Below are 13197 nucleotides of genomic sequence, written 5' to 3'. Positions count from 1 at the left end.
AACAGGGGGCCCGGATCGAAAGCCCCCTTCTGCTCCCCCCCGGGCCCAAACAGCCTCGCTTCCATGAAGGCCAGGGCGTCGTCAGTCGTACTCGAAGAACCCCTCTCCTGTCTTGCGCCCCAGCTGGCCGGCCGTCACCTTCCGGCGGAGGAGCGGGCACGGGCGGTACTTGTCGTCGCCCAGCTCCTCGTGAAGCACCTCCAGGATGTGTAGACACACGTCCAGCCCAATGAAGTCCGCCAGTGTGAGAGGGCCCATCGGGTGATTCATCCCCAGCTCCATGACCGTGTCGATGTCTTCAGGGTCGGCCACGCCCTCCATGACGCAGAACACCGCCTCGTTGATCATGGGCATGAGGACGCGATTCGACACGAAGCCCGGGTAGTCTTCTACTTCCACGGGGTTCTTGTCGAGCTCGTCCGCGACGCCGGCCACCGTATCGAAGGTGGCGTCGCTGGTGCGCTGCCCCCGCACTACCTCGATGAGGGTCATCATCGGCACCGGGTTGAAAAAGTGCATCCCGATGACCCGATCCGGTCGGGTGGTCTGGTCGGCAATCCAGGTGATCGAGATCGACGACGTGTTGGAGGCAAGGATTGCCTCGGCAGGCGCGTGCTCGTCGAGCGTGCCGAAGACCTCCGACTTCACCTCCTGTGCCTCCGGCACCGCCTCCACGACGAGGTCGGCGGAAGCAATGCCCTCCGGTGTGTCGGGGGTAAATGAAAGCCGGTCAAGGGCATCGGCCTTCTCTGCCGGCGCGATCACATCGTTTTGGACCTGGCGTGATAGATTCCCCTCAATCGTTGACCGAGCGTCATTGAGGAGCGATTCGTCGAGGTCGATGAGGGTCGCATCGTAGCCGTGAAGGGCGAAGGCATGGGCGATGCCGTTGCCCATCGTGCCGGCCCCCACGACCGCAGTGGTGTGCACGGACATGCTGGGACAAAAATCTATGAGGGATACGGTGTGCAAACAGAATTTAGGCCCGCGCCGTCGCCTTGTCGAGGCCCCGGGACGAATTTCGGGTAGGAATTCGACGCTGCACTGCGCACACACCGTACCCTTGAGGCCTCCAGCAAAACATGGCCCCAAAATTTTTATTGCAATAACGGATATATAAGATGCCCGTCGAGTGGGGTGGACAGTCTCAAGAGGACGGCGGAAAGGACCACACGACGACCGAAGATCGCCCTTCTTTCGGGGGATTCAGCAACGAATCGTCACGGCTGGGACCCACCGGCGATGAGAACATCTTCCATTCCTTCCGGCGCAAGGTCTCCGTCCAGTCCTGTCCCGACGTCGAGGGTTCGGGTTTTCGTCACGTCGTTGCTCTCGTCGACGTGCACCACGCGCGGGTGATGCTCACGGGCCTCCGACGGTGTGAGCTCGGCGTACGCGATCACAATGACCTCGTCCCCCGGAGCCGCGAGCCGGGCCGCCGGGCCGTTCAGGCACACCGTGCGCTCGCCCGCCTCTCCCGGAATCGTGTAGGTCTCAAGCCGGCTGCCGTTGTTCACGTTGACCACCTGCACCTTTTCATAAGGCAGCATGCCGGCGGCGTCCAGCAGCTCCTCATCGACGGTAATTGACCCCTCGTAGTACAGATCGGCCTCCGTGACACGAAGCCGGTGGAGCTTTGCCCTGAGCATCGAAAGGTTCATGGGTGGGGAGGGGTTGCACAAGAAGCATGGCGCCCGGTCCTACGCCTGGGCCGGCGGCACCTGCGCGAAGGTATTGTCGATAAGACGCGTTTCGCCGAAGAAAACGGCGACGGCAGCCAGCACCTCCTGCCCAGGCACGAGGCGATCGACGGGCTGGAGGGTGTGGGCGTCCACCACCTCCGCGTACTGCACATCCGCGTCGGGGGCCGCCGCGAGCGCGTTTTCCATCGCTCCAACAACACCTTCGGCCGCCTGTTCCCCCCCTTCGATGGCCTCTTCGGCGGCGGTTACGGCCTCGTACAGCACCGGTGCTTGCTCACGCTCATCGGGGTCGAGGTACTCGTTGCGGGACGATTGCGCGAGGCCGTCGGACTCCCGCACGGTGGGCACCCCCACGATATCGACGTCGAAGAGCAGGTCCTCCACGAGACGTTGCAGAATGACGTACTGCTGCGCGTCCTTTCGGCCAAAAACGGCCACATCGGGCTTACAAGCGTGAAAGAGTTTGCTGACAACGGTAGTGACGCCCCGAAAGTGGCCCTCCCGGTACGCCCCGCAGAGGTGCTCGTCGAGTCGCTCCACATTTACCCAGGCGAGGGGGCCGGAGAGGGCCTCGTCGTCGGCGTACGGGTACATCTCCTCCACCGACGGGGCGAACATCGCATCTACGTCGAGCGCCGCCAGCGTCTCCCGGTCGCCCTCCAGGTCGCGCGGGTAGTCGCCGTAGTCTTCGCCCGGCCCGAACTGGGTGGGATTGACGAAGACAGAGACGGTCACGTGATCGGCCTCCGTCAAGGCCCGGCGTACGAGGGCCAGGTGTCCTTCGTGCAGGGCCCCCAGGGTCGGGACGAGGGCGAGGGTTTGCCCAGCGGCCCGGGCCGTGTCGGCCTGGGCCTGCATGGCGTCAACGGTGCGGAGCAGTTCCATCGGGGTGCGTCAAATCAATCTACGAGACTCCAAGCGAATGCCGCACGGGACTACGGAACCACGCCCATCTGGTTCGTGCCCTCGTGTCGCGCCCACAACGACCGGTCGTCCCGTTACAGAACAGGTGTTTCGGAAATGAACCTCCTGTCGAACAGTCCATTGCCCAGGAGCCAGTGCCCACCCGTGTCCCGATCGATTGTCGCTGTTCTCGGAAAGCTCAATCAGACCTTCGGAGAGGCACGCCCCTAGCAGAGCCATGCCAGCTACTTCACGGCCCTCCGTCGGGGCGTACCGGCCCACGTGACGGCCACAATCGAAGCGGAGCACTTTGACGGTGGGCCCCGAGCTGGACGCTCGTTTTGCCCGCCCCTGCCTCCATGCCACCGAGGCACCCAATTCAGGGAACGAGTCGCTTGGGGCCTGCGCCCGCACGTTCGAGGCCGCGACACGGGGCCCTCCCCTTGTCCTTCGTCATCTTCTGCGTGGCGTGCTCCTTCATCACTCTTTCCCCTCGACATCGCCGCCGGTCAGGCCGCCACCGAAGAGTTTCTTTCCGGTCTGGAGACCGACTTCGACCGTAGCAATGAGATCAGCGGAGTCGTGATTGAGCCAGCTTGGCCCCGAATCGATGAGAATATGCCGTAGAACGGTGTGCTCGGCCAACTCGGAGGCCGAGCCGATGAGGGGCCCAGCAGCTTCTGCCTCCCTCGCGCTCCTCTCCCGCACGGGCCCGGTCATGGGCACTCTGCGGTGCACAAAACGGTACCGGGGGTGGGACTTGAACCCACACGGGCCACAGGGCCCAACGGATTTTCGTACCACTCCAATTTTCATTGGTGGGTGCGTGGCCTGGACTTTCTCTTCACCATATCCGGCTGGACGTAGGTGCTGCCCGTCAAGTCTCTGCACCTTCCCAGGGTCGGGCTTGGCTCAGGATTACCAGGTGAAAGGCTTCCCTGACGTTGAGCAGTTCTACGCGGGGCGTTTCCGCCCTGGCACTCATTCAATAAGTCCGTTGCGTCTACCAATTCCGCCACCCCGGCAAATTGGAGATTCATGTATAAGCACGCGACGGGATGTGGTTCGGAGCCCCCATCACAGCAGCCCCGTCGAACACCGGCCCAACACGTGTGCCCCCCGGTTCGTCGCCTCCCCTTCCGAAGCGCACGAGTGGATGACCGGCAGGACAAATGCTGCAACCAAAGAATCGGGGGCCATTGAAGGCCCCGTTCCTTACGATGCCGTCACGTCCCGGCTCCCACATCGTCGGCTCAGATCAATTTGAGAGGGCATGAATTTGGAGATTGCTTGTGAAGGTTATGTCTCAGCGAATTCGCAGCCTGAAACTCAAACGGGATGTTGCTCGGCGGGCCATGCGGGGGCGGATGTCGAATCCGCCCTGGTCTCTTTCTCTCAAGCCCAGCGTCGGGCAGAATCGGCCCGGCGCTACGTGCGCCTTGCCCAGAGGCTTCGGCGGGCGGAGCAGCGCCGCTTCGTGCAGGGGAAGGGGACGCTTTTCGTACTCAACAAGCGGGAGCAGTCCTTGGCGAAGGCCTGAAAGCAGTTCATCGCCGCCAAGATCAGTGCCCAGAAGGCTCACGCGACGTACGAGTGGGCACCGGCACCATCGGAGACTCCTACATTGACGGTACCTCCTAAAATGGAGCGGAACATGCCACGGACAAATGATGCTCTCCGCTGCTCCTTCAGGAAACGTTGGCTCTCCGAAGGCCCGCCGTACCTGCACACCGCGAAGAATTCTCTTCCCATACCACAGATGCCATGACACTGGCCTTCATTAGCCTCGTAGCCATCACACTCGGAATCGTTCTCGTCTTCGGCCTCGGCTTCGGCGCCATGTACATCCTCTGGACGCTGCTCCAACCCCCTGAAACGCCAGAGGACTCCGACGAAGGGGAAGTGCGGAGCTCATAGTGGAGGGGACGCAGCCCTGATCGTCAGTCGTGGCTCTCCGCACACGAGGTTGAATGAGATTTTCCTCACTTCACGTCTCGTCGTCGGGGGTCTCCTCGAGGGCGTCGCAGACAACGGCAGGATCACGTTGGGTTTCCTCGTAGGTGATGGTCCGTCCCTCCGGAAACGTAATGTCCATCGTCTGTGCGTCGACCCGCTCCACCACCCACTCGGTTCCTTCACGGAAACGAATCTTATCACTGTCGTACCGGACCGACGACGGATACATCATGCAATTTCCCTCTTCGCCGACACGCCACGTTTCGATCCATTGGTCTTCGATGCGGAGATATACTGTGTACTCCTGCCCTTCTTCCTGAAAGTCGTGCTTCAGCGTTTGTGCCTCGGCGGTCGGCACCGCGATCAAGACAAGCAGAACCGCGAGGAGGATACTGCGCGGGAGTCGATTCACGGCGAAGAGGTATCTGTCGGGGTGTTTGAATCAACACGCCCTCATCAACACGCCCTCGGGGCGCCCTGGCAGGCAATCCGTCTGTGTCGGAGCCTCCCGACCGATGCTGCCCCAGAAGATGTTTGCCGGACCGGAAAAGGGAGTGAAGGATCGGGGCTGTTGTCTGTACGGGAACAGGGCGTACGTTACACCAGCAAAATTGCTCCGCCACACCAGCGGTCAGTCTTTCTCAGCCTGGACGTGAAGCTCGCGCCGTTCTGTATCCACCTCAATGCCGGGATCGTCGACCGACGCAAGAGCCGATTGCAGATCCAGGTCGGGCCGGGGAAGCCCCTCCACCACGAGCGTCCAAAAGTCGGCGTCGTAGCTCCGGGGGTCGATGGCTGCGGCGCCAGTCGTGATGTCTACCTGCAGGGCCAGCCGGAGGGTGCCGGTCTCGGCGTCCCGGTACGTGGTGGTAAAGAGGTGTTCTTCGCTACGGGTCGTTTCCACCCGAAGGGCATCTCCCGTTTCGGAGGTCACGAAGCTCTCACCTACGGCTAGCTCGGTTGGCTCGTCGGGCATGTGGGACGGCAGCGTGTTACAACAGGAGCGGTTTTACCAAGTGTAAGCACCAGCCGGTTCGACCGAAAGGTCACCTCGGACCGCTTCCTCCTTCGGAGCCTGTTTCAATTTGCGTCTCGGGGCACCGACCAGCAGCGAGGGCCGGCAAATCGCCCCCGCTCTCGGGCGGTCGTTCCCCCACAGCCCTCGACCCTGCGCCGATCTTCGGCTCATCGATGCTTTTCCCCATTCAATCCAAAACCGAAACAGATTCTCAGGAGGGAACCTCCCTCTGTTCCCACCGATTCGCCCCGGCCCGATTTGCCAATTCCGGACAACCTCTCCGCCCATGTCCCCACGCGCTTCCACCCTCGATTCCCTCCGCAGCCGGGCGGAGGATCTGCTGTCCCGTGCCTACGTGCCGTTCTCCGAAACCCCTACGGCAGCGGTGCTCCTCTTGGACGACGGTCGATGGATCCCTGGGGTGCGCGTGGAGAGTGCCTCGTACTCACTCACGATCCCGGCCCTGCTCAACGCCTACACCACAGCCGTCGCCCTCGAACGCAGCGCATCGATTGCGGCCTTCGTGCTCTCGCGCTCCTTCCGTCGGGAAGAAGCCCTGTACGTCGAAGATCTGCCCCAGGGCCCCTTCGAGCCGTGCGCCGACGACGCCTGGGTTCAAGGTGCAGGGGGGGGCGGATCGCTGCCCTCCATGAAGGCTCGCCACCCTCCCAGTCTCAACGCTTCCATCGGCGAGGCGGAAGAGGGCATTCAAGCCGTTCGCCGTGTGGCTCAGCGGGCCCACGTGCCCGCATCCGGGTACCCAGTGGGTGCCCTTTTCGACATTCAGGACACCCTCTGCGTACCGGGCGTCAACGTGGAGCACCCGGACTGGGCTCGCATCCTCTGCGCGGAGCGCAACGCCCTTGGCACCGTGCAGTCGTACGCACTCCCGACGCCGCACCGTCTCTACCTCACGTGCCGCGACGACCCCGACGCTACACCGTGCGGGGCCTGCCGCCAGCTTCTCGCGGAACTCGCCCCGGAAGCGACGCTTTGGATGGATCGACACAGCGCGCCCCATGAGCGCTCCAGTGTCTCGGCCTTACTGCCAGGGTCGTTCCGGGGACAAGCCCTGCTCGACGTCTCGTAGGGCCTTAGAAGGGACCCACTTCCCTCGACTGAGCTCGACGCCGCGACGGAGCTATGCCTGTGGCATGTCTGCACTACGACCGGCCGGGCCGGCGGATGAGTCTCCTCGACGGACGGGGCCCGACGCCCCGTTGGCCCCACACGACCTGACCGCCGAACCAACCACCAATCCGTCGGCGGACTCTTCGCTGCGGCCGGCGATTCACCCGAGCAGCCCTGCATGATCCTATACGTTTTTCTCTTCTTCGTCGGCCTGCTGCTGCTCTACCTGGGCGCCGAGGGCCTCATTCAGGGCGCCTCCAGCATTGCCCTACAGTACGGAATTCGCCCCGTCATCCTGGGACTGACGGTGGTCGCCCTCGGAACGTCAATGCCGGAGTATCTGGTCAACGTGTTTGCGTTGATCTCGGGGGAGTCCCCACTTGCCATCGGCAACATCATCGGCTCCAACATTAGCAACGTGGCCCTCATCCTTGGGGCGTGTGCCGTGGTGTTGCCCCTCGCCGTCACGCCCGAAGTGCTGCGGCGCGAGTACCCCGTGATGCTCGGCGTAATGGTCCTCTTTTATCTCTGCGCCCTCGACGGCGTGATCGGCGCCAGGGACGGCATCGTGATGGTGATCCTGCTCTCAGGGCTCGCGGCCTACGTGTTCTACGACGCCCACCAGACCACGAGGGGCACCGTTCTCGAAAGCATGGAGGGCGAACTTGACGCCGCCGACCCTGAGCTCTCCGCCCTGGCCAAGACGGTTTACGTGATGGGCGGCATGGGGGGGCTCACGCTCGGGGCGCATCTAATGGTCGACAACGCCCTTGCGATCTCGGATGTCCTGAACATCGACCATGTCGTGATTGGCCTGACGGTGGTGGCGATTGGCACAAGCCTCCCCGAGCTGGCGGCCTCCATGGTGGGCACCCTAAAGCAGGAGGTCGACATGACCGTGGGCAACGTCATCGGGAGCAATCTTCTGAATGTGCTGTTCGTCGTGGGCACGCTGGCCATCGCCGAGCCCATTACGGTCGATCCGGAAACGATCCGCCTGCACTTTCCTGTCATGATTGGGTTCTGTGCCCTGGTGGTGCCATTGACCTGGTGGGATCAAAGAATTACTCGGATGAAAGGGGCATTCATGGTGGTTGCCTTTCTGGGGTTTATGGTGTTCTTGTATGTGTGAGTCACGCTCGCCCACTCGCGGGGACATTCTGCCCGCGGGGCTCTTGTCTCAGGTCTCGGCTTGGTCCGCCCAGACGCTCTGCCTCTTGGCCATTGCGGTCTCGGTGGGGGCACTGTGTACCGTACAGCCAGCCAAGGCCCTTTCCGTCGATAGCACGTCCGCGGACAAATACTGGATCCTTCTGACGAACCGTCCCTCAGAAGCCGCACCCGCTCGTGCCTCCTCTTCCGCACGTCCGGTAGCGCCGGCATTTCTCGACCGCCTTCGGGCCCTCGGAGTCCGGCCCCTCGTGCGGAGCCGCTGGCTTCACGCCGTCTCCGCGTGGCTCTCCCCCGACACCCGTGCCGCGGTGGCGGGACTTCCCTTTGTCCAGAAGACGCGCCCGGTGGCCTCGCTTCGCCCCCTCGGCCACTCCTTCGGGGCCCCCGACCCGTCGCCGCCGGCCCCAGGGGCTGCGGCCGGGCCCTTGTCCCGCATCAACGCCCTCTCTCCACTGGCCCGAGGGCTGAACGGGCGCGGCGTGGACGTCGGCTTTCTGGACGCGAACTACGCCGGTCTTCGCCACCCGGTGTTTTCGCACCTGCGAGCGAATGATCGGCTCGGGGGGCTCCGGGACGTGACGGCTGGACAACAGGGGGGGACCCACGGGGCTAGCGTCGTGTCCGTGGCCGCCGGCTACGATCCAGGCTCGCTCGTGGGGCCGGCCCACGGGGCCACCGTGTGGGGGGCGACGACAGAATTTACCCAGTACGAGCGCAACGTGGAGGAGGACAACTTCGTGGCGGGCCTCGAATGGCTCACGCGCCAGGGGGTGGACGTGGTAAACGCCTCGATCGGCTACACTCGCTTTGACGACGGCCAGCGCAGCTACTCCCCTGATGACCTGGACGGGGATACGGCCCTCACCACGCGGGCGGTGGACGAAGCCGCCCGGCGGGGCGTAACGGTAGTGGTCAGTGCCGGCAACAGCGGCTGCGACGCTCCCAAGGGCTGTTGGTTCTACGTCAACACGCCCGCCGACGCCGACTCGGCCATCGCGGTGGGCGCCATCGCCCCCGACTCGTCGGTTGCCACCTTCAGTGCCCGCGGCCCCACAGCGGACGGCCGCCGCAAGCCGGACGTGGTGGTACAGGGGGAGAAGGTGCCGGCCGCGTGGGAGAACGATCAGTACGCTCGGGTCAGCGGCACCTCCTTCGCCAGTCCCCAGGTCACCGGAATCGTCGCCCAAATGCTGCAGATCAACCCCACGCTGGGCCCGATCCAGGTTCGGACGCTTCTTCGAACGACCGCCTCTCAGGCCCACGCCCCCGATACTACGCGTGGCTGGGGCATCGTAAACGCCGAGGCCGCCGTCCGACACGCCGAGTGGCAGGCACGCCGCACGGCACCGCCCACTCTGGAGGCCTCAACGCCGTACCGGGCCACCGATGACTCTTCCCTCATCATCCCGGTTTCCGCCCCTGTCCACACGACGACCTTCCGGCTTGCCCTACACACCCCACTCGGACGACGGGTGCGCCATGTTGAACGGGCGGGGCACCCGGGCCCCAACCGCCTTGCCGTTGATGTCGATGGCCTCCCGCCCGGCCTGTACCGATACGTAGTGACATCAGACCAGGGCCGCCGGGCCGTGGGCCGCGTCACGATCTCCAAGTAAGTTCTTCGTCGGCATGGCGTTCTCCTTCGGGTACTCGCCCTGGCTCCTTCTCTTGTGCGTGGCGGTGGCGGGAGGCCTCACGTACTGGACCTACCGGTCGACCGTCCCTTCGCTCACTGCGACGTGGCGCGTGCTGCTAGGGGGACTTCGCTTCCTCGCCCTCGCCCTCATCTGCTTTCTTCTGTTCGAGCCGGTTCTGCAGCAATTTCAGTCGCGCGAGCGCCCACCGGTTCTGGCCGTCCTCGTAGACGACACCCAGAGCATGCAGGTGGTCACGGCCGGAGACACCTCCACTGCCCGCCCCACGACGGCTCGAACGGCCGTCCGCCCCGTCGTAGACGCTCTCCGGGACAAGGAAACGCCAGGAACGACGCGCTTTTTTTCCCTCGGGGAGGCGTCACGGCCCCTCTCCGGGTCGATCGCCGACTCGTTGCGCTTCGACGGCGCTCGTACCGACCTCACGAGCAGCCTCCAAAGGGTTCCCCAAGCGCTGCGGGACGAAAACCTGGACGGAATCGTGCTCGTCTCTGACGGGCAGCACAACACTGGACAAAATCCCCTGCGGGCAGCCGATCGATCGCCCGTTCCCGTCCACACCGTCACCGTCGGCGACACCACCCGGCCGCGCGACCTCCGGGTACAGAGCGTCACGACCAACGAGCGGGCCTACCTCGATTCGTCGGTGCCCGTCCGCGTTACCCTCAGTGTCACGGGAGGCCCCGGCGGGCCGATTCCCGTGACCCTTGAGCAGTCCGGCCGCACGCTCGATCAGCGCCAGGTACGCCTGCCAAGCGGCACCGGCGAGGCCTCGGTGAACCTCACCTTCGCGCCCGAGCGGGCCGGCCTCCAGCAACTGACCGTGCGGGTCCCCGAACAGTCCGGCGAAGTGACGACCCGTAACAACGCACAGTCGGCATCGCTCCGGGTTCTAGAACGGAAGCGACGGGTGCTCGTGCTCGGCGCAGCTCCCTCCCCCAACGTGAGTGCCCTTCGCCGCGTCTACGAGCAGACCGCCGACACAGAGGTTACAGCCCGCGTCTCGACCCCTGACGGGACATTCCTCGAAGGCCCGCTGCCGGACGACCTATCGGGCTTCGACGTGGTGGTACTCGCCGGCTTTCCGAGCCCCTCCGTGCCCGACGACACAGTGCAGCGTGTCGCTGCGCTCGTGGAGGACGGCACCCCGGCCCTCTTCTTTCTTGACCGCCAGACCGATCTCACTGCCTGGAACGAACACTTCGATTCGGTTCTGCCGGCCCGTCCCACGACCACGGGCTCGGGGGGGACGGAGGCCTCCTTCGACGTCGTGGAAAGCGCCCGACAGCATCCCGTCTATCGCATCGAAGGCGCCGAGCAGGAGTTGTTTGAGCGCCTCCCGCCCCTTCAAATCCCCACGTCCGCATGGTCCCCCTCTCCGGACGCCCAGGTGCTTGGGACCGCCGCCACGACATCCGCTCCCCTGCTGGTCCTCCGTCGCCGTGCAGGCCTGCGAACCGCCGCGTTTTTGGGAAGTGGGGTGTGGCGATGGGCCCTTCTGCCCTCGGCGCTCCGGGCAGCCGATCCGCTCTGGCCCGGCCTGGCCTCCAACCTGCTCCGGTGGGCACGTACCGAGGACAACGACTCGCCAGTGCGCGTCCGCCCCACCGCCTCTACCTTTGGCGGAACCGAGGCCGTTTCTTTCACCGGACAGGTGTACGACGAGAGCATGCAGCCGGTGTCGGAGGCGGCGGTGGACATAGTGGTCACCGACTCCACCGGTACCGAGTCTCCCTACACCATGGATCCGACGGGGCAGGGTCGATACACACTTGAGATTGGGACGCTGCCGGAGGGGACGTACCGGTACGAGGCCCAAGCCCAGCTCGACGGGGCCCCTCTGGGCACGGACCAAGGCGAATTCTCCGTGGCTCCCCTTCGGATCGAGTACCAGGCACCGCGCGCCGATCCCGTCTTCATGCGCCAGCTGGCCACCCGCGCGGGCGGAGCAGCCTATACGTCCCGGACGGCCGACCAGCTGCCGGCCGACTTGTCCAGGCAGGATTCTTTTTCCAGCGAGGTGGTCCAACAGTCCTCGGAGACCGAGCTCTGGCGCACCTCACTCTTCCTGATCGCCATTCTCACCCTCCTGGCCAGCGAATGGACGCTGCGAAAATTTCTCGGACTCACCTGAAAGACCATTTCTCCCGAATCTCTTCGGGGCCCATTTCGTTGATCAACCCTAGCTTTTCTTATACCATTGGCTTCTCTTGCACCACCGAGACAAGCCTAATCGCTGACGTTACACATGAATCTTGCGGCCCCGAATGCTCTCCTCCATCTCCCCCGTTGATCGCTCCCACCTCCCTGCCCCCATCGCCAACGTCACCGACGAGACCCAGTCTTTGGCGCAGGTGCTCGTGGGAGTACGCCGCTACCTCCACCAGCATCCGGAGGTAGGGATGGAGGAACACAACACGTCCCGCTTTATCCGGGAGACGCTCGAGGGGTATGGGCTCGACGTGCACGGCCCCATCGCCGGCACGGGACTGTACGTCGACATTGAAGGCGAGGGCTCCGGTGGGGCCGTGGGCTACCGGGCCGACATCGACGCCCTTCCCACGCAGGACCAGAAGCAGGTGCCTTATCGCTCGCAAACGCCCAACGTCGCCCACCTGTGTGGTCACGACGCCCACACAGCCATCGCCATCGGGGTCGCCCTGGTGCTTCACAACAACCGCGAGCAACTGCAGGGACGGGCGCGCGTCTTCTTTCAACCCAACGAGGAGGGCCTTCCCAGTGGCGCCCCCCTCATGATCCGTGGAGGCATCCTCGAAGACCTCGACGCCGTGTACGCGGTGCACGTCGACCCCACCTTGGAGGTGGGACGCTACGGCCTCATCACCGGCCCCGCCACGGCCTCCTCCGACCGATTCGAAGTTCGAATCCGCCAGGAAGGGACGGGCCACTCGGCCCGGCCCCACAAGGGCGTCGACACCGTCTGGATCGCCTCGCAGCTGATGAATCAGTTTTACCAACTGGCGGGACGCATCACCGACGCCCGCACCCCGAGCGTCTTGACCGTCACCATGCTCGACGGCAGCGAGGCCCACAACGTCATTCCGGAACAGGCCTCCCTCGGCGGCACCCTGCGCACCGTATCGCCGAACGACCGCGAGACGATCCGCAACCGCATGCACCAGATCGCCGAACGGATGGAAACGCTCCACGGTGCACACGTGGAGCTGGACTTTGACGACGGGTCCCCACCCGTCATCAACGACGAGGCGGCCATTGCAAACGTGGAGGCGACCATTCGGGATGCGTTTGGGGAGGAGGCAGTCTACCAGATTCCAGAGTCGAGCATGGGGGGCGAAGACTTTGCCCACTACCTGAAGCACGTCTCCGGGGGCTTCGTTCGGGTCGGCACGGCGTCTGGACCGGAGACCAGCTATCCCCTCCATCACCACCGGTTCGATCTCGATGAGACCCCCCTCGCCCCCACGTCGCGCCTGATGGCTCGGGTGCTACTGAACCACCTCAACCGGGAGGGGCTAAAGGGTGCCCACCCCGCCTCCCATCTCACATCAACGGACAACGGCTCCTCCGAGGTGGCCCACTGAGTTCCGCCCGGGCTTGATCAGAGCCCGCCCTATCATTATGTTCTATTCAAATCTTCCAACAAGTGCTCTGCTCCTTCTGGTCTGGACCACCATGGGCC

The 13197-nt window shown here is 64.3% G+C and carries 11 protein-coding genes; 5 read left to right on the top strand and 6 right to left on the bottom strand.

What is annotated here, in order from left to right; translation table 11 throughout:
• Positions 1-81: 81 nt before the first annotated feature.
• The 6 genes from B7R93_RS12300 to B7R93_RS12270 form a co-directional block, all read right to left on the bottom strand.
• Complete coding sequence (locus B7R93_RS12300) at positions 82-936, bottom strand: 3-hydroxyacyl-CoA dehydrogenase family protein (protein ID WP_103021060.1); 855 nt, start codon at positions 934-936, stop codon at positions 82-84.
• Between the two features lie 284 nt (positions 937-1220).
• Positions 1221-1661, bottom strand: coding sequence for an aspartate 1-decarboxylase (gene panD / locus B7R93_RS12295; RefSeq protein ID WP_103021059.1), 441 nt, complete (start codon positions 1659-1661; stop codon positions 1221-1223).
• Positions 1662-1700: 39 nt separating this feature from the next.
• Positions 1701-2588 (bottom strand): pantoate--beta-alanine ligase, encoded by an 888-nt coding sequence (panC, locus tag B7R93_RS12290; RefSeq protein WP_103021058.1) that lies wholly within the window; start codon positions 2586-2588, stop codon positions 1701-1703.
• A gap of 498 nt (positions 2589-3086) precedes the next feature.
• Positions 3087-3251 (bottom strand): hypothetical protein, encoded by a 165-nt coding sequence (locus B7R93_RS12285; RefSeq protein ID WP_157942294.1) that lies wholly within the window; start codon positions 3249-3251, stop codon positions 3087-3089.
• 1342 nt (positions 3252-4593) lie between these two features.
• Entirely contained in the window at positions 4594-4974 is a 381-nt protein-coding gene (locus B7R93_RS12275) for a hypothetical protein (RefSeq protein WP_103021056.1), read from the bottom strand.
• 219 nt (positions 4975-5193) lie between these two features.
• Positions 5194-5538: a hypothetical protein gene (locus B7R93_RS12270; protein WP_103021055.1), complete on the bottom strand. Its 345-nt coding sequence runs from the start codon at positions 5536-5538 to the stop codon at positions 5194-5196.
• Positions 5539-5866: 328 nt separating this feature from the next.
• Between B7R93_RS12270 and B7R93_RS12265 the strand changes: the two genes are divergently transcribed.
• The 5 genes from B7R93_RS12265 (at position 5867) to B7R93_RS12245 (ending at position 13099) form a co-directional block, all read left to right on the top strand.
• On the top strand, positions 5867-6670 hold the full coding sequence (locus B7R93_RS12265; protein ID WP_232798391.1) for a cytidine deaminase: 804 nt from the start codon (positions 5867-5869) through the stop codon (positions 6668-6670).
• Positions 6671-6889: 219 nt separating this feature from the next.
• Positions 6890-7843: a calcium/sodium antiporter gene (locus B7R93_RS12260; protein WP_103021054.1), complete on the top strand. Its 954-nt coding sequence runs from the start codon at positions 6890-6892 to the stop codon at positions 7841-7843.
• 43 nt (positions 7844-7886) lie between these two features.
• Positions 7887-9500 carry a S8 family serine peptidase gene (locus B7R93_RS12255; RefSeq protein ID WP_232798390.1) on the top strand — a complete coding sequence of 538 codons (1614 nt, stop codon included), beginning with the start codon at positions 7887-7889 and terminating at the stop codon, positions 9498-9500.
• Positions 9501-9513: 13 nt separating this feature from the next.
• A complete protein-coding gene (locus tag B7R93_RS12250; RefSeq protein ID WP_103021052.1) occupies positions 9514-11670 on the top strand; it encodes a vWA domain-containing protein in 2157 nt (718 codons plus the stop codon).
• A 133-nt stretch (positions 11671-11803) separates the two neighbouring features.
• Positions 11804-13099 (top strand): M20 family metallopeptidase, encoded by a 1296-nt coding sequence (locus tag B7R93_RS12245; protein ID WP_103021051.1) that lies wholly within the window; start codon positions 11804-11806, stop codon positions 13097-13099.
• Positions 13100-13197: the final 98 nt, after the last annotated feature.

Source organism: Salinibacter altiplanensis, from assembly GCF_002894645.1.
GTDB classification, from domain to species: domain Bacteria; phylum Bacteroidota; class Rhodothermia; order Rhodothermales; family Salinibacteraceae; genus Salinibacter; species Salinibacter altiplanensis.
The sequence above is the reverse complement of the archived record's forward strand: the minus strand, read 5'-3'. Positions and strand labels throughout refer to the sequence as shown.

What these genes read in the sequence shown, in the direction of transcription:
- B7R93_RS12300 (WP_103021060.1), bottom strand. Translation starts at nt 936, where the DNA reads ATGTCCGTGCACACCACTGCGGTCGTGGGGGCCGGCACGATGGGCAAC.
- panD (WP_103021059.1), bottom strand. Translation starts at nt 1,661, where the DNA reads ATGAACCTTTCGATGCTCAGGGCAAAGCTCCACCGGCTTCGTGTCACG.
- panC (WP_103021058.1), bottom strand. Translation starts at nt 2,588, where the DNA reads ATGGAACTGCTCCGCACCGTTGACGCCATGCAGGCCCAGGCCGACACG.
- B7R93_RS12270 (WP_103021055.1), bottom strand. Translation starts at nt 5,538, where the DNA reads ATGCCCGACGAGCCAACCGAGCTAGCCGTAGGTGAGAGCTTCGTGACC.
- B7R93_RS12265 (WP_232798391.1), top strand. Translation starts at nt 5,867, where the DNA reads ATGTCCCCACGCGCTTCCACCCTCGATTCCCTCCGCAGCCGGGCGGAG.
- B7R93_RS12260 (WP_103021054.1), top strand. Translation starts at nt 6,890, where the DNA reads ATGATCCTATACGTTTTTCTCTTCTTCGTCGGCCTGCTGCTGCTCTAC.
- B7R93_RS12250 (WP_103021052.1), top strand. Translation starts at nt 9,514, where the DNA reads ATGGCGTTCTCCTTCGGGTACTCGCCCTGGCTCCTTCTCTTGTGCGTG.
- B7R93_RS12245 (WP_103021051.1), top strand. Translation starts at nt 11,804, where the DNA reads ATGCTCTCCTCCATCTCCCCCGTTGATCGCTCCCACCTCCCTGCCCCC.